The sequence below is a fragment of the Paenarthrobacter sp. DKR-5 genome (assembly GCF_018531425.1).
GTDB lineage: Bacteria > Actinomycetota > Actinomycetes > Actinomycetales > Micrococcaceae > DKR-5.
Genome location: NZ_JAHBOI010000004.1, coordinates 73,318 through 89,269, shown reverse-complemented (window position 1 = coordinate 89,269; position 15,952 = coordinate 73,318). Strand labels below are relative to the sequence as shown.

13 protein-coding genes and 2 pseudogenes are annotated in these 15,952 nt (G+C 66.2%); 6 read left to right on the top strand and 9 right to left on the bottom strand.

What is annotated here, in order from left to right:
• Window positions 1–23 precede the first annotated feature (23 nt).
• Window positions 24–303 (bottom strand): annotated as a pseudogene (locus tag KIH31_RS09670) (4Fe-4S dicluster domain-containing protein); the annotation flags it as partial.
• Between the two features lie 240 nt (window positions 304–543).
• Between KIH31_RS09670 and KIH31_RS09665 the strand changes: the two are divergent.
• Window positions 544–2,340, top strand: coding sequence for a molybdopterin-dependent oxidoreductase (locus KIH31_RS09665; protein ID WP_214426919.1), 1,797 nt, complete (start codon window positions 544–546; stop codon window positions 2,338–2,340).
• Between the two features lie 643 nt (window positions 2,341–2,983).
• Here KIH31_RS09665 and KIH31_RS09660 read toward each other — a convergent pair.
• Window positions 2,984–3,346, bottom strand: a complete 363-nt coding sequence (locus KIH31_RS09660; RefSeq protein ID WP_214426918.1) for a DUF488 domain-containing protein — start codon at window positions 3,344–3,346, stop codon at window positions 2,984–2,986.
• A gap of 725 nt (window positions 3,347–4,071) precedes the next feature.
• Between KIH31_RS09660 and KIH31_RS09655 the strand changes: the two genes are divergently transcribed.
• Window positions 4,072–4,686, top strand: coding sequence for a DUF2231 domain-containing protein (locus tag KIH31_RS09655; protein WP_214426917.1), 615 nt, complete (start codon window positions 4,072–4,074; stop codon window positions 4,684–4,686).
• A 67-nt stretch (window positions 4,687–4,753) separates the two neighbouring features.
• Here KIH31_RS09655 and KIH31_RS09650 read toward each other — a convergent pair whose 3' ends face one another.
• On the bottom strand, window positions 4,754–5,248 hold the full coding sequence (locus KIH31_RS09650) for a hypothetical protein (RefSeq protein ID WP_250545789.1): 495 nt from the start codon (window positions 5,246–5,248) through the stop codon (window positions 4,754–4,756).
• 612 nt (window positions 5,249–5,860) lie between these two features.
• A complete protein-coding gene (locus tag KIH31_RS09645; protein WP_307857606.1) occupies window positions 5,861–6,334 on the bottom strand; it encodes a DUF1003 domain-containing protein in 474 nt (157 codons plus the stop codon).
• Window positions 6,335–7,114: 780 nt separating this feature from the next.
• Between KIH31_RS09645 and KIH31_RS09640 the strand changes: the two are divergent.
• Window positions 7,115–7,552, top strand: a pseudogene (locus tag KIH31_RS09640) (DUF3090 family protein); the annotation flags it as partial.
• Here the strand turns inward: KIH31_RS09640 and ychF are convergent.
• A complete protein-coding gene (ychF, locus tag KIH31_RS09635) occupies window positions 7,542–8,627 on the bottom strand; it encodes a redox-regulated ATPase YchF (protein ID WP_214426916.1) in 1,086 nt (361 codons plus the stop codon). The pseudogene KIH31_RS09640 and the gene ychF overlap by 11 nt on opposite strands.
• A gap of 101 nt (window positions 8,628–8,728) precedes the next feature.
• Here ychF and KIH31_RS09630 point away from each other — a divergent pair, with 101 nt between their 5' ends.
• The gene (locus tag KIH31_RS09630; protein ID WP_214426915.1) at window positions 8,729–9,943 is read left to right on the top strand and encodes a DNA recombination protein RmuC; all 1,215 of its coding nucleotides are present in this window, start codon (window positions 8,729–8,731) and stop codon (window positions 9,941–9,943) included.
• Here KIH31_RS09630 and KIH31_RS09625 read toward each other — a convergent pair.
• Together KIH31_RS09625 and KIH31_RS09620 are read right to left on the bottom strand one after the other, a co-directional pair.
• Window positions 9,940–11,025, bottom strand: a complete 1,086-nt coding sequence (locus tag KIH31_RS09625) for a 4-hydroxy-3-methylbut-2-enyl diphosphate reductase (RefSeq protein ID WP_214426914.1) — start codon at window positions 11,023–11,025, stop codon at window positions 9,940–9,942. The two genes, KIH31_RS09630 and KIH31_RS09625, sit on opposite strands and share 4 nt — an antisense overlap.
• Before the next feature lie 51 nt (window positions 11,026–11,076).
• Entirely contained in the window at window positions 11,077–11,913 is an 837-nt protein-coding gene (locus tag KIH31_RS09620) for a hypothetical protein (protein ID WP_214426913.1), read from the bottom strand.
• Window positions 11,914–12,265: 352 nt separating this feature from the next.
• Between KIH31_RS09620 and xseA the strand changes: the two genes are divergently transcribed.
• Entirely contained in the window at window positions 12,266–13,543 is a 1,278-nt protein-coding gene (gene xseA, locus KIH31_RS09615; protein ID WP_214427240.1) for an exodeoxyribonuclease VII large subunit, read from the top strand.
• The gene (locus tag KIH31_RS09610) at window positions 13,540–13,752 is read left to right on the top strand and encodes an exodeoxyribonuclease VII small subunit (RefSeq protein ID WP_214426912.1); all 213 of its coding nucleotides are present in this window, start codon (window positions 13,540–13,542) and stop codon (window positions 13,750–13,752) included. The genes xseA and KIH31_RS09610 overlap by 4 nt, the downstream gene beginning before the upstream one ends.
• A gap of 15 nt (window positions 13,753–13,767) precedes the next feature.
• On the opposite strand, the gene KIH31_RS09605 is transcribed toward KIH31_RS09610, so the two are convergent.
• A complete protein-coding gene (locus KIH31_RS09605; RefSeq protein ID WP_214426911.1) occupies window positions 13,768–14,622 on the bottom strand; it encodes a PPK2 family polyphosphate kinase in 855 nt (284 codons plus the stop codon).
• A 90-nt stretch (window positions 14,623–14,712) separates the two neighbouring features.
• Window positions 14,713–15,927 carry a pyridoxal phosphate-dependent aminotransferase gene (locus KIH31_RS09600; protein WP_214426910.1) on the bottom strand — a complete coding sequence of 405 codons (1,215 nt, stop codon included), beginning with the start codon at window positions 15,925–15,927 and terminating at the stop codon, window positions 14,713–14,715.
• Window positions 15,928–15,952 lie beyond the last annotated feature (25 nt).

The following is a 15,952-nucleotide window of genomic DNA, read 5'->3' as shown; positions in this document are numbered from 1 at the left end:
GGGTGCCCGCCGGCGCCGGAGCGTCATATCCGCCGGGAGAGGATCGCCTGTTTGACCTCGGCGATGGCCTGAGTGACCTTTATGCCACGCGGGCAAGCCTCCGTGCAATTGAAAACGGTGCGGCACCGCCAGACACCTTCCTTGTCGTTAAGGACCTGAAGGCGCAAGTCGCCGGCGTCGTCGCGGGAGTCGAAGATGAAGCGAGCGGTGGGCGTTCACGATCGCCGCTGGACCGAAGTATTGTCCGTCGGTCCAGAAGACGGGGCAGGCGCCCGTGCAGGCGGCACACAGAATGCACTCCGTACGTGGTCTGACGGCGGCCCCACCTGTGAGTGTACGACCGCGTGGGAAAAGGTCAACCCGCTGGCCCCAGCCCGCCATTACCGCCGCGTACCTAGTCAGCAGCCTCTCGACCCGCGCTGAGGGACTTTGCGCCCGTCATCCCGGATCTTTCGTTGCCTGTCCACGGGTGAAGCGTAATCTGAGCATCAGGCACCAGGCATCCCCGGAAGCCGCACGGGCATCAACGACCGGAGGCACACCGTGGCACGTGACGATAATCAGGACAACCCGGACGGTTCCCGGTCTGCTGTCTCCGCCACGGGCGCGCGGAGGCCGGCCAGCTTCCGGGAGGAGCTCTCAACGGAAGCGAACACCATCGTCGATGACTCCTGGGCCGGGTCTGCCCCTGCGCAATTCGGGGTGGCGCCGCGGGTGCGCATAGGGAAAAGCAAATGGTTTAACCTGCTGTGGTTACTGCCGATCGGCTTCGTTCTGCTGATCACGGCCGTGGCCGTCGCCAAGGGACTGCGTAGTGTCCCCACCGTGGCGGAGTTCATCAGACAGTATCCAGGCCGGGTTGTTCCGCCCGGGGCCGAAGGCCGCGCCGGGTTCCCTGTCTGGATCGGGTGGCAGCATTTCTTCAACATGTTGCTCCTGATCCCCATCATCCGGGCAGGGTTAGCCGTCCTTGCCGATCATCCCCGGCTGTACTGGACCCGTCACTCAACCCCGGGCAAGGAATGGTTCCGGATGCAGACGCCGGTACCCGCGGACCCGCTGTACACGGCAAAGCAGGACTCCATCACCCTCCCCGATGGCGTGGGCCTGCCGGGCCGGCGGCACTCGATCGGGCTGGCACGCTGGTGGCACCTGGGTATGGACACGCTGTGGCTGCTCAACGGCCTGATCTTCTACATTCTCATCTTCACCACGGGTCAGTGGCTCCGCCTGGTGCCCACCGATTGGGACGTCATCCCCAATGCTCTCTCGATGTCCATCCAGTATGCCTCCCTGAACTGGCCAACCGACGACAGCTGGGTGGCCTACAACAGTCTCCAGGTCATGGCCTACTTCATCACGGTCTTTATCGCCGCGCCGCTGGCGTTCATCACAGGGCTGGGCATGTCGCCGGCATTGTCCACAAAATTCAGGTGGATCAGCAGGGTCTTCAGCATCCAGGTCGCCCGGTCGCTGCACTTCCTGGTCCTGGTCTGGTTCGTGCTGTTCATCGTGATGCACGTCTCCCTCGTCGTCGCGACAGAGGCGCTGCGGAACTTCAACTACATGTACGCGGACCGCAACTCCGGCGACTGGTACGGGTTCTGGGTCTTCGCCGCATCCCTGGCCATAATGATCGTGATCTGGGTGGGCGTCACCCCGCTCACCTACCGGCATCCGCGGATGGTCCAGCGGATCGGGTTTGCGCTCATCGGCCCGGCGCAACGGCTGTTCGAGCACCTCGATTCAAAACCGGGTCGGTACACCGAAAAAGACATTTCCCCGTATATGTGGCACAACGGCAAGTATCCCGAATCCACTGAATACAAAACGCTTCTGGCCACAGGCTTCGCCGACTACCGTCTCCAGGTCTCCGGCCTCGTAAAGAACCCGGTGGAACTAGACTTGGCCCAGCTTCACGATCTGGCCCACCATGAGCAGATCACCCAGCACTTCTGCATCCAGGGCTGGTCCGGCGTGGCCAAATGGGGGGGCGTCTCCATGCAGACCATCATCGACCTGGTGCAGCCAGACCCGGAGGCGAACTGGGTGATCTTCTACTCCTTCGCCGAAGGATCCGACGGCGGCATCTACTATGACGCGCAACCGATCGAACAGATGAGCTACCACCTCACCATGCTCGCGTACGACATGAACAATGCGCCGCTGTCCTACGGACACGGCGCTCCACTGCGTCTGCGCAACGAAGTCCAACTCGGCTTCAAACTCGTTAAATGGATCAAAGGCATCGAATTCGTCAAAGACTTTTCCCAAATCGGAGGCGGCGAAGGCGGGTACAACAACGACCACGAATTCTTCGGCTACCGCCAATCCATCTAGCATCATGCCCGCACCGGTATGTCCGACGGAATCCCGGAACCTTCCACGAGGAGCGGGCGCGAGGTAAGAAACGCGGTGGCGCACCTGGCACCGGCATCCTGCGGACTGTACCGGAGCCGGCATACCGTCGATCGACCTGCGGAAACATTTATTTGTGGTTGTCTGGCGAACCCGGCGTTTGATGATGTTATTGGTGAGGGCGCCAACTCACTGATCCGCGCGCTTGTCCTTCGTGCGGCGCGGCCGGGCACCACGTATCGTTTGGGCGCTGTCTGAGCTGCGCGCCTGGTTGGGCGGCACCTGGGGGACGCGGGACCCCTGCCCGTCCGTACGGGGGTGTGCGCTGGATTCTTAGCCGCGAGCAAAGAAACCGGCGGCAATCGCGAACATTCCCATGAGTATCCTTGTCTTGCTGATCGGCGGATGGAGACCGACGCCGTGGATCCGCGCTTCTGGAACGGCCGAGTGCAAAGCGGCCGGGGATTCGTCCGATCGGTCCATCCGGACCACGATCCTCGCGCCATGCGCATTGCTCGCCGCCTGGCGGGATCAGCTCCGGCCGCGCCGGCGTTTGTCCCGCTCTCAGCCACTGATCGGTTCCTTCCGGGAGTCCCTCTCTTGGGGTGCGCCCGACCTAAGGTGACTACCGTCCGATCAGATCGGCCAGGACATAGGCCTCACTGATGTCGGCGGCTTTGGTTGCCGTAAGCAACGTCAGTCGTTGGCCCATGGCGAGTTCGCGCAGATGCTCAAGCGCCTGCGCCCTGACCGGATCTCTAAGCTCAGCCTTGTAGCGCTTGGCAAATTCGTCGAATTTGGCAGGATCGTGGCCATACCATTTGCGCAGCTCCGTTGACGGGGAGACGTTCTTGCACCACTCGTCAAGTGCCGCCTTGGTCTTGGTCATACCGCGGGGCCAGGTGTGGTCTACCAGAACCCGTATGCCGTCGTCGTCCCTGGTCGCATCGTAGACCCGGCGCACCTGAACATCCGTTGCAGTCGACATTCCCTGTCCTCCTCGCTGACTTACGGCTAGGCGCAGATACCTTCCTTGGAACCATGACGCCCGAAGCGGCGAAACCCCTGTGGGAGTTCGTCCTCGGTGACATTATGCTCTCCCGATCCCGAGAGGGTGCACTGGATCGCTATCAGACTCGAGCCGGCGCCCAACCGGCGCCGGTTCGGTGCCGGCGGAATGGTTCAGGGCCGGGTGATGACGCACGGACTTGTTTGGACGAAAGGGAGCAGACGCATGCCCGGCGGGCCGCCGCCGTCGAGTAAGTGTTGCACGCGTCCGAGGTGGACAGAGCAGACAACCTGCGGGTGCCGCCTTGCAGCATCGGGGAACGTGCACCCCTCAGCTGGACGACATCGCCGCCCGGCGACAGGTCGAAGCCGAGCCGGTCAAGGACCTCAAAGAGACCCTCCGTCGGTCGACGGAGTCGGAGCGTTCGGCGCGCCCTTGCCGAACACGCCAGGCGGCAGGCGCCACGACGGAAGGTCTCTCCCGCGACGAGCAGCGCGAGGACGGCGGACGACACGGGCTGCGGGATGATCACGGTCGCCTACCGCGTGGGGCAGGAGGGCCGGGACTGTGGGAAGCCGCCCGGGGGAGGCCGTGACGGCGTATGTTTGGATGACCGGTCCCTGGCAGGCCGGATTTATGCGGATCAAGTAATTTCGGTCCGCAATACCGTTAGCCTTTTTCGAATCTCTTGAGGAGTGGACGCCGTGTCCATACGCCTGGAACAGATGCATCCCGCTTTCGTCCATGTGCCGGTCGCATTCTTGCCGGTATCGGTCGGCGCGGACCTCATCGCCGGCATGACCAACAACGAGCCGCTCCTGTCGTTTGGGAGGCAGGCGGTATGTATTGCGGCGGCGTCCGCCGTGGCCTCCGCCGTCACCGGGCTGATCGCAGGTGAGGAGGTCAACGTCCAGGGTGCTTCGATGGACATGCTGATGACCCACCGCAACCTGAATTTCCTCACCGCCACCGTCGCGGCGGGCATGGCGATATGGCGAACCACCCACCGGAAGCCGACCGTTGCCTATATCGCCACGGGGATGATCGGGACCGGCGTCCTGGCGTACACCAGCTACCTAGGTGGCAAGCTCGTCTACGATACCGGCGTCGGCGTTGGACCGGCGGGCGGAGTCTATCGGCTCGATGCCCCGGTGCTGAAGTTCGGGCAACTGGGACAATTCCTGAAGACGGGAGGTACGGATTTGGTACACGGCGCACAACACATGGCCCAAGAGGTGAAAAAGGGCAATATTGCCCCCACGATCATGGCCGGGCGCCGACTGCGGCCCGGCGCTGCGCGGCAGGTCGTGTCCGGATAGCCACTATTTCCAGGGTGGGCGGCTACAAGCCGATGGGCAGGGGATCAGCGGCCTGTCTGTTGGCCTTTTACCATTGGTATATTCTCTGCAGGATCTCGTGCCGGGGTGCCTGTGCCGGTCCCGGATAGGTCACGATCACCGGCACATCGTCAGGGCCGTGCCCCTCGACCAGGGTGAAACCCTCTACTGTCCGCCGGCTGACCCGGGAAGAGTGCTTCCGCAACGCATGCTCGCAGCGGTCCAGTTCCGCTTCGTCCCGGGCGGTCCAGATGAGGTATTGGATGCCAATGTTGCCCAAGGGGTGTTCCGCACGTTCTCCCATGCTGCGCAGGTACAGCTGGTATCCGTCCGGGCCGACCAGCAATGCCGCAGACTCGTCGTGGATGGTCACGTCCCATCGCAGGAACTCCCGGTAAAAGGCGACGGAACGGTCGAGTTCAGCCACGAACATCACGGCCGAGGCCAACTGCAGCGACTGACGCTGATCGCTTCCCGGAGTTTCGCCGCCATTCGAAGCACTCCTCTTCGGCGCACCCGGTTCTTCTGAATCCTCAAATCCCATCGCAGAAAGCCAACCTCTCGGGCCAACGAACGAGCCGCCATGACACCACCGCGGACCCCTGTCAGGCTATCGGCCGGGAGCAGGGGGGTAAAGGGACCTCTGCTGCGACCACCGCGCGGCGCGCCGGCGGGTCAGAGACGATCCCCTCTGCCGGCGCGGAGTAATCCCGGTGTCCGCTGCTGCGCACCGGTGGCGAATTCGTGCTGCGGGGACAGGACACGGGGTCCACCACGGCCGGCGGATTTCGGTGCCACGTGCCGGGCCGTGTGCCGCTATCTGCCCGGCCGCAGGTAAGTTCGGACGGTCGCTGAGCCACCGCAGGAGCTGCCGGTCTCAGACCATTGCGCCTTCGTAGGGGTTCTGCCTGACGGTCATGCTCTTCGGGGCAACGACTACCAAAACGCCGGTGACCGCAACTGTGGCATTCAGTTCACGGGTGAGGAGTCTCGCTGCGGGGTGGCTGCGTCGGAGGCATTGTAGAGATGGCGCTGTTTCTTTCCGGACACCGTCAAGGCCATCCTCGTTCTCCCGGACGCCGGAGCATCAAGAACCGGGTCCCGCGGATCATCGGATTTCACTGGTTTTTCCGGAACAGGGAGGGCACCGCGCCGTTCAGCACCCGGGGCCCTTCTCCGTGCCCGGTGAGTCCCCGTCAGGGTGATGCATGTCCTTCCTGCGGCCGGAGGCGGGGGTGACGCTGCTCAACTCGTGCAGGATCTCCAGCTGTTGCCTGTTGATGGCCATTAGCTGCTCAATCTCCTGCTTGGCCCGCACGTTCGTGTCGAAATCATGCTGGGCCATGGCCGCGGCGATGGCATCCTGACGCTTGGCCGCGATCAGCAGGATCGCGCCCTGAAGGCCCGCCAGCATGGACAGGAATAGGTTCAGCAGGATGTAGGGATACGCATCCCAGCCGTGTGAGCCCAGGATGATGGAGTTCACCACAGCCCACAGGACCATGAAGAGAATGAAGCCGCCCACGAAGGGCCAGCTCCCCATGCCGTTGCGCATCACATCCGCGGCCCGCTGCCCGGAGCTCAAGGAACTCTTATGCCGGGTATGCCAGTTCATCTGTTCTTCAGTCACGCCTCACCTAACCACGGCGCGGACGCCTCAGTGGATCACCACACCGGGCTGGCGGCGCAGGGCGACTGGGTGACTCGCCCCGGCGCGCGGCCGGTCCGGGGCCAAAGCAACCGAGCCGGGCGAGAGCGAACTCAAATACACACATAAGCCTCTGGCTCAGTCGTTCTGAGCTGCGCCTCCCCTGTCCGGACATTGCTGAGCAAAAAGGTGATACAGGTTGTCGGCCCTTCGGCCCGGAGGCGACAACTGCCGGGTGGTCTTGCTTACGCGGCAAGGTCGGGCTCCGGCCCACAGCAGCCGGCGGCCTTGGGCGGCAGTGCAACGCGAACCGGACGGGGACTGGGTTCGCCCCAGGGTTCGCGGTCGGGGCGGCCGAGCTGGCGTTTGGCGACGACAATCAGGACGGCTACGAGAACAAGGACGATCAGAGCCCCGGCAATCACGCCCCAGGGAAGACCGGCGCCGGGCTGCTGAGCGGCCGCAGCCGGGGGTGGGTTCCAGCGGCCGCCGGCGAGCCGGGGGCGGCTTCTCCGCGGTGAGAGTGAACGTTCCTTCGATCGGGTGCGAGTCCGAAGAGACGATGCGCCAGACGGAAGTGTGTATTTGCCGCTCGGCGCTCCTGGTTTCACAGCCTGGGTGACCTGGTTGTCGGTGATGATCACCTGGCCGTCTGCCTGGTCCGTACCCGTGCTGTCTTCGGCCATGACCTTTGAGCCGAGCGTATGTGATCGAAGGCCAGGCTGGTGCGGCCGGGCACGTTCGCGACCACGCTGCCGTTGCACGTTCTATTTGCAGGTGCGCGCAGGTAAGCAGGTGGTGAGCGTTGCCCTGGCGAAACAGCAGGCGGCTCTGCTCGCGGAGAAAATCGACGAAATTCTCGACGAGCTTCTCACCGTCGAGGGCAACCCGTTCAGCGTTCCCACAACCACCCCCGTTGAACTTGTCGACAACGACCAGCTCGAGTCCGTCCAGGAACTGTTTCGCACCGGCGCCATGAGCTTGGGGCGGGACCCGACCACGTCCCGGGTTGTCCTTGAGGCCCACCCGTACACCGAAGTCGATGCTGATGACGACGACGAACCGCTGGATGCGGACGCGGCGGGTGAGCTCGAAATGTTGCTGGTACGAATGCCGGTCGACACCGCCCGCGCATTCGCCAAGCGCACCCGGGAGATCGTGGCCGCCGGGCGTCCGCTGTGCCCACGTGCTAGACGTTGAAGCGGAACTCCACCACGTCGCCGTCGGCCATGACGTAGTCCTTGCCTTCGATGCGGACCTTGCCACGGCTCTTGGCCTCCGCCATGGACCCGGCAGCAACCAGGTCGTCGAAGGAGACCACCTCGGCCTTGATGAAGCCGCGCTGGAAGTCGGAGTGGATGACGCCGGCCGCCTGCGGAGCCGTGTCCCCCTGGTTGATCGTCCAGGCACGCGTCTCCTTCGGGCCGGCCGTGAGGTAGGTCTGCAGGCCCAGCGTGTGGAAACCGACGCGGGCGAGCTGGTCCAGGCCGGATTCCTCCTGGCCGTTCATCTCCAGCATCTCGCGCGCTTCCTCCGGCTCGAGTTCGACCAGGTCGGACTCCAGCTTGGCGTCGAGGAAGATGCAGTCCGCGGGAGCGACGAGGTCGCGCAGCTCCTGCTGCTTTTCGGCACTGCCGAGGATCTCCTCGTCCGCATTGAAGACGTAGATGAAGGGCTTGGCGGTGAGCAGGCTCAGTTCGCGCAGGTGCTCCATTTCCAGCTTGTCGCTCGCGATTGAGGAGAAGATGGTGTCCCCCCGTTCGAGCACCTCCTTGGCCTTGAGGATCGCGTTGAGCTCGGCAGCGTCGCGCTTCTTGAGCTTCACTTCCTTCTCGATCCGCGGGACGGCCTTCTCGATCGTCTGCAGGTCGGCCAGGATCAGCTCGGTGTTGATGGTCTCCATGTCGGAGCGCGGGTCCACCTTGCCGTCGACGTGGACGACGTCGGGATCATCGAAGACGCGGATGACCTGGGCGATGGCCTGCGCCTCGCGGATGTTGGCCAGGAACTGGTTGCCCAGGCCTTCGCCTTCGGATGCGCCCTTGACGATGCCGGCGATGTCTACGAACGACACCGTGGCCGGCAGGATCCGCTGGGACCCGAAGATCTCCGCCAGCTTCTCCAGCCGCGGGTCGGGCAGGCTGACAACGCCCACGTTGGGTTCGATGGTCGCAAAGGGATAGTTCGCCGCGAGGACCTGGTTGCGGGTCAGTGCGTTGAAGAGCGTTGATTTGCCGACGTTGGGCAGTCCGACGATGCCGATAGTAAGAGCCACGGTAGTCGATTGTACCGGCACCTCCTCCTCCGGCGGTGCCCGAGCCGGCCATGCGGGCGACGCTCCGCGGGTTTGTCGGAGCTGCGTGCGAAGGTAAAAGCATGAACGGCTTTGTGGCGGTACTTGCAGTGTTGATGTTGCTCCTAGGCGTTGGTCTGGGGGCGGCCGTGACGGTCTTCGCCGGCCGCCGCCGGGAGGCCGCGAGCGCGGCGCAACTGGCGGAGCTCAATGCCCGGCTCTCCTCCGCGGGCGCCGAGCTGGCGGCCGCGGACGCGGAGCGCCGGTTGCTCGCGACCCAGAATGCCCAGCTGGCCAGCATGGATGAGCAGGAGAACACCGTCCTGCGTGCCCTCGGGCCGGTGGCGGAGAAACTGAGCCTGGTGCAGACCCAGGTGGCCCTGCTGGAGCGGGACAGGGTGGAACAGTTCGGCCAGCTCTCCCAGCAGCTGCGCCAGGCCCGGCTGAACGACGAGCAGCTGCTGCGCTCCACGCAGAGCCTCTCGGCCGCACTGCAGTCCAACAGCGCCCGCGGCCAGTGGGGAGAAGTCCAGTTGCGCCGCGTGGTGGAGGCCGCCGGGATGCTGCCGCATGTGGACTTCCTCGAGCAGGTGCACACGGCCGGCTCCGAAGGCGCGCTCCGGCCGGACATGGTCGTGCAGCTGCCCGGCCGCAAGCAGCTTGTGGTGGACGCGAAGGTGCCGCTCGCCTCGTACCTGCAGGCCCAGGACCTGCCGGCCGAAGGGGTATCCGAAGCGCAGCGGAAGGACCTGCTCGCAGCGCATGCCAAGGCCCTGAAGGCGCACGTGGATGCGCTGGCGGGCAAGAAGTACTGGGAAGCGGCCGCAAACACACCGGAGCTGGTGATCTGTTTCGTGCCCGCGGAATCGATCCTCGCCGCGGCGCTTTCGGCGGACCCGGGGCTGCTGGACCATGCCCTGGCCCGCAACGTCGCGCTGGCGTCACCGGTGTCCCTGCTGGCAACGCTCAAGTCCGTCGCATTCACCTGGCGCCAGGATGTGCTGACGGACAACGCCAAGGAAGTGTTCGAACTCGCCCAGCAGCTGTACACGCGGATGGGCACGCTCGGCGAAGCCGCCGGCAAGCTGGGGGCGTCGCTGAAGACGTCAGTGGACAGGTACAACGCGATGGTCGGAACGCTCGAAGGCCGGGTGCTGCCGACTGCCAGGAAGCTCAACGCGCTCAACAAGGAGGGCCTGGCGACCCCGCCGTTCGTGGAGCCCTCGCCCAGGTCCCTGTCAGCGCCGGAACTGCTGCCGGGCAGCAAGGAACAGGACGAGGAGCAGGACGTCGCTTAGCTGGCCGGGCGGGAGCCGCGGCCGCCGAGGCTGCGGCTTGAGTCCCCGGCCTCCTTCAGGGTGGCGCGCAGTTCCTTGGGCAGCGAGAAGAGCAGGTCTTCCTCGGCAGTGACCACTTCCTCGACGTCGCCGTAGCCGTACTCTGCGAGCAGGCGGAGCACATCCTGCACGAGGACTTCGGGCACCGACGCGCCGGAGGTCACGCCGATAGTGCCGACTCCCGCGAACCAGCTCTCGTCCACCTGGTTGGCGAAGTCCACCCGGTGCGAGGCCTTGGCGCCGTATTCGAGCGCGACCTCGACCAGGCGCACCGAGTTCGATGAGTTGGCGGAGCCGACCACGATCACCAGGTCCGCCTGCGGGGCGATCTTCTTGATCGCTGCCTGGCGGTTGGAGGTCGCATAGCAGATGTCGTCACTGGGCGGATCCTGCAGCGTCGGGAACCGGTCCTTGAGCAGGCGCACGGTCTCCATGGTTTCATCCACGGACAGCGTGGTCTGCGAGAGCCAGATGACCTTCTCCGGATCGCGGACCTGGACCTTGTCCACCTCGTGGGGGCCGTTGACCACCTGGATGTGCTCGGGCGCCTCGCCGGAGGTGCCTTCGACCTCCTCGTGGCCGTCGTGTCCGATCAGCAGGATGTCGTAGTCGTCCTTGGCGAAGCGGACGGCCTCGCGGTGCACCTTCGTCACCAGCGGGCAGGTCGCGTCAATCGTTCGCAGCCCCCGGTTTTCGGCGGACTGCACGACGGCCGGGGAGACCCCGTGGGCGGAGAAAATCACCAGCGCGCCCTCGGGCACCTCGTCGGTTTCGTCCACGAAGATCGCGCCCTTGGCCTCGAGCGAGCTGACCACGTGGACGTTGTGCACGATCTGCTTGCGGACGTAGACGGGCGGCCCGTAGTGTTCCAGGGCCTTCTCGACGGCGATCACCGCGCGGTCCACGCCGGCGCAGTAGCCGCGCGGCGCCGCGAGCAGGACCTTCTTCGGGCCTGCCACCTCCCCGGCGGCGGCGATTTCTTCCGGGCTGCGGCGCTTGCGCGGCACAGAGGGCATCGGCACGGAAACTGCTGCTGTGGTCATGCCTCCATGCTACCGGTCGGGCCCCGGCCACTCTTCGGGGAACCGTCCGGTTCAGCGACGGGCGAAGACCCGCAGTACCAGGCCGAGGACCGCCATCGCCGCCGCCACGATGAGCGCCGTGATGATCCAGCCGTCGAAGCTCTGCGCTGCCGCCGCGGCGAACTGGCGTTTGAACAGGTCCGCGACCTGGCTGCCGCTGGACGTTCCCTGGGCGAACTGCACGCCCAGTCCCTCGCCGATCTTCCAAAGCCATGCCACCAGGGCCAGGCCGACGCCGGTGAGCAGCAGCATGGTCCCCCGCCGGCGCGCGAGCACTAGGCCCAGCAGGAACGCGATCAGGGCTCCCGCCGCCAGCCAGTAGCCCAGGGGTGCGTAGGTCTTGAGCCGGTCGATCAGCTGCCGCTGGCTGGACTGGCCGACGCTGACCAGCGCCTGCTTCGGAGCGGCAATGGGCACACCGACCGAGGAGGAGACCTTCTTCAGCACCAGGTCCACCAAGGGCGCCACATCCAGCGTCAGGGAATTGGCGCCATCAGCTTCCGGCGGGAGCGTGGACGGGTCCGCGAAGGTGAGCCGGTGACTGCGGCGCAGCGTTTCGGTCCAGGCCGCATCGTAGCCCGGCAGCGTCGTTGCGGACTTGGCCAGGGATTCCACCACCGGCTGCGTCGCGGCCTGCAGCGGCCCGCTGAGCTGGCTGCCGGAGAGCGACGCCCGGGCGAGGGCCGAAGACAGGGCGGACTGGAACTGCTTATCCGAACCGAGCGGGCCAGCGATGGCAGCGAACCCGTCCTCCTGCACGATGTTCCGGTCCACCCAGACGGCAGGCACGGCGACCAGCGCCAGGAGCAGGCTCAACAGGGCGGCGAGGGCGGAAAAGAAGCTGCGCATGGGACCTCTCAGAATCTCAAGGACGGCACCCTCATCCTAGGCGCGCTACCGACAGGCACCGTACCAGCCCGAGGGCGCGCCGGGGCGACACCGGGCCCGGACCGGCGCGTTAGCAACCCGGACCGGCGCGTTAGCAACCCGGACCGGAGATAGGGAAATTCTGCTATCCCGGGTCCGCACTGCTAACCGGGAACCGGGAGCCTGCCTCCAACGGCGCGGGCTCCCGCCGGCTCCGACCCACCCCGGGGGCGGGAAGCGTGGGGACAGCGGCCGGCAGTGTCGGCGGGTGTGGCTACAGTGGTGGAGTGCTTACGGAAACCAGGATGCGTCAGGTGGCCCCTTGAGCGAGCAGATGCTGCCCTCAATGCCGGTGACCGCGCCCGCCACCGCCGCCGAGACATCGGCTGACAATCCGTGGCCGTTGCACGTGCTCTCGCAGAAGCTGAAGATGCACATTGAGCGCGCCCCTGCAGCCTGGGTGGAAGCCCAGATCATCGAGCTGAACCGCCGCGGCAACGCCTGCTACCTCACGCTGCGGGACACCGACGCGGAAATCTCGCTCTCAGTGACCATCTGGGGCAGCGTGCTGGACCAGCTTGCGGCCCCGCTGCAGCGCGGTTCCCGCGTCGTGGCACAGCTCAAACCGGATTTCTGGATGAAGACCGGCCGGCTCTCCATGCAGTCGCGCGATATCCGGCCCGTCGGCCTCGGCGACCTGCTGGCGCGCATCGAGATCCTGCGCCAGGCGCTGGCCGCGGAAGGGCTGTTCGCCGCGGAACGCAAGCGGCGGCTGCCGCTGCTCCCCCACCGCATCGGACTCGTCACGGGCCGGGACTCGGATGCGAAGAAGGATGTGCTGCGCAATGCGGCGCTGCGCTGGCCCGCCGTCGAGTTCGAGATCCGTGAAGTCGCGGTCCAGGGGGCCACTGCCGTCGCCCAGGTGACCGCGGCGCTGCGCGAGCTCGACGCCGATCCCGCCGTCGACGTGATCGTGATCGCGCGCGGCGGCGGTTCGCTGGAGGATCTGCTCCCCTTCAGCCACGAAGACCTGATCCGCGCCGTGGCCGCCGCGGAGACCCCGGTGGTCAGCGCGATCGGCCACGAGGCGGACCGGCCGCTGCTGGACGAGGTCGCCGACCTGCGCGCGTCCACGCCGACCGACGCCGCCAAACGGATCGTGCCCGACGTCGCCGAGGAGCTGGCCAGGGTCCGCCAGGCCCGGGACGGCCTCCGGCGCAGGGTCACGCACCTGGTGCACACCGAGCAGGACCGGCTCGCCTCGCTGCGGTCCCGGCCGGTGCTGGTCAATCCCGAGGGCATGGTCACGCTCCGGGCCGACGACGTCACGCGGCTGCGCAGCCGCGCCCGCACCGCCGCGGCCACGTCCGTGGCGCGTGCCGAGGACACCCTTGCGCACCTGCGCGCCCAGGTCCGCGCCCTGTCCCCGCAGAAGACCCTGGACCGCGGCTACGCAGTGGTCCAGCTCGACGACGGATCGGTCGTGCGCGACCCGGACCAGGCCCCCGACGGGACGGATCTGCGGATCCGGGTGGCAGCGGGCGAACTGCACGCAGAAGCGCGCCGGAACCGGCCGCAGGAGAACAGCATGAAGGAGAACGCGAAATCATGAGCACCGAGGCATCACCGGACCTGTCCGCGCTGAGCTACGAGCAGGCCCGTGAGGAGCTTGTCGCCGTGGTCAGCAAGCTTGAGGCGGGCGGGGCGAGCCTTGAGGAGTCGCTCGCACTGTGGGAGCGCGGCGAGGCCCTGGCCAAGCGTTGCGAGGAGTGGCTCGAAGGCGCCCGCCGGCGCCTGGCCGAAGCGCGCCCGGAAGAGTAGACCTCCGCCGGGCCGTCAGGCGAGGGAAATCTTGCGGCGCTCTTCCGCGACGTCGAAGTCCGGCCGCGGCCACTTCAGGTCCATTGCCTTCAGCGTCCCGAGCAGGATCTCCTGCACCGCCACCCGGGCGTACCATTTCCGGTCCGCCGGCACCACGTACCACGGCGCTGTCTCCGTGCTCGTGCGCTCGATGGCGATCTGGTAGGCCTCCATGTACTGGGCCCAGAACGCCCGCTCCTTGATGTCCTGCGGGCTGTACTTCCACAGCTTGTCGGTGCGCTCGAGCCGCTTGAGCAGGCGCCGCTTCTGCTCCTCCGGGCTGATGTGGAGCATCACCTTCACCACCCGGGTCCCGCCCGCGACCAGTTCCTCCTCGAAGGCCCGGATGGCCTCGTAGCGCTGCTCGATGACGTCCAGCGGCGAGAGCCCGCGCGCCCGGTGAATCAGCACGTCCTCGTAGTGGGACCGGTCAAACACGCCAAGCATGCCCGGTTCCGGGAGCTGGCGGCGGATCCGCCAGAGGAAATCGTGCCGCTTCTCCGCCGGCGTCGGCGCCTTGAAGGCGTGGTGCTGGATGCCGTGCGGGTCCACCGCGCCGACAACGTGGCTGACGATGCCGCCCTTGCCCGCGGTATCCATGGCCTGCAGCACGAGCAGCACGGACTGTTTGCCGCCGAACCGGCCGCTGGCGAAGAGCTGCTCCTGGTGTCCGGCCAGCAGGTCGTCCTGGGCCGCGAGCAGCGCGGCACCGTCCTTCTTGCCACCGCTGTAGCCGGGCGCAGCGGCGGGGTCGACGTCGGCCAGCCTGAAGCCGGACCGCGCCTTCAGCAGGTCCGCGGGATTCTTCCTGAAGTCCACCAACTTGGCCACGGCGCACCCTTTCGTCCGTCGCGGACGCGCCGCGGGCGGGTCTGAAATGTGCTCCCACGGTACCCCACCGGCGGGGCGGGCCCCAGAAGCCTAGGGCTTGTAATGGCTGAGGAACTCCGCAATCCGGCCGACGGCGTCCTCGATGTCCGGGACGTCGGGCAGGGTCACGAGCCGGAAGTGGTCCGGCGTCGGGAAGTTGAACGCGGTGCCGTGCGAAATCAGGATCTTCTGCTCCTTGAGCAGGTCCAGCGCAAATTTCTCGTCATCCTGGATCGGGTAAACCTCCGGATCCAGGCGCGGGAAAAGGTACAGCGCGCCCATGGCCTGCTGGCAGCTCACCCCCGGAATCCGGTTGAGCAGTTCGTACGCCTTGTCCCGCTGGGCACGCAGCCGGCCGCCGGGCAGGATCAGGTCATTGATGCTCTGGTAGCCCCCCAGCGCGGTCTGGATCGCGTGCTGGGCCGGGACGTTGGCGCACATGCGCATGTTGGCCAGCAGGTTGATGCCCTCGATGAAGCTCGCGGCGCGCTTCTTCGGCCCGGAGATCGCTACCCAGCCGCTGCGGAAACCGGCGACGCGGTAGGCCTTGGACAGGCCGCTGAAGGTCAGGCAGAGCACGCCCTTGGCGACGGATGCCGTGTTGATGTGGACGGCGTCGTCGTAGAGGATCTTTTCGTAGATCTCGTCGGAGAACAGCACCAGGTCGTGCTTGCGGGCCAGGTCCGCCATGCCCTCGATGATGGAGCGCGGGTAAACGGCACCGGTCGGATTGTTCGGGTTGATCAGCACCAGGCCCTTGGTGTTGGGCGTGATCTTCGCCTCGATGTCCTCCAGGTCGGGCCACCAGCCGGCCTGCTCATCGCAGAGGTAGTGCACCGGTTTGCCGCCGGCCAGCCCGACCGACGCGGTCCACAGCGGGTAGTCCGGGGAAGGAACGAGCACCTCGTCGCCGTTGTCGAGCAGCGCCTGCAGCGTGAGCGTGATCAGCTCGCTCACCCCGTTGCCCAGGTACACGTCGTCGACGCCGATGTCCTGGATTCCGCGGCTCTGGTAGTACTGGGACACCGCGGTCCGGGCGGAGAAGATGCCGCGCGAGTCGCTGTAGCCCTGGGCAGTGGGCAGGTTGCGGATCATGTCCACGAGGATCGCGTCCGGCGCCTCGAACCCGAAGGGCGCCGGGTTGCCGATGTTCAGCTTGAGGATCCGGTGGCCTTCGGCCTCCATGCGCTGCGCGTGCTCGAGTACCGGCCCGCGGATGTCATACAGGACGTTGGCCAGCTTCGAGGACTGCTTGATTTCTGCCATTTGTTAAGAATGGCACAGCCGCGGC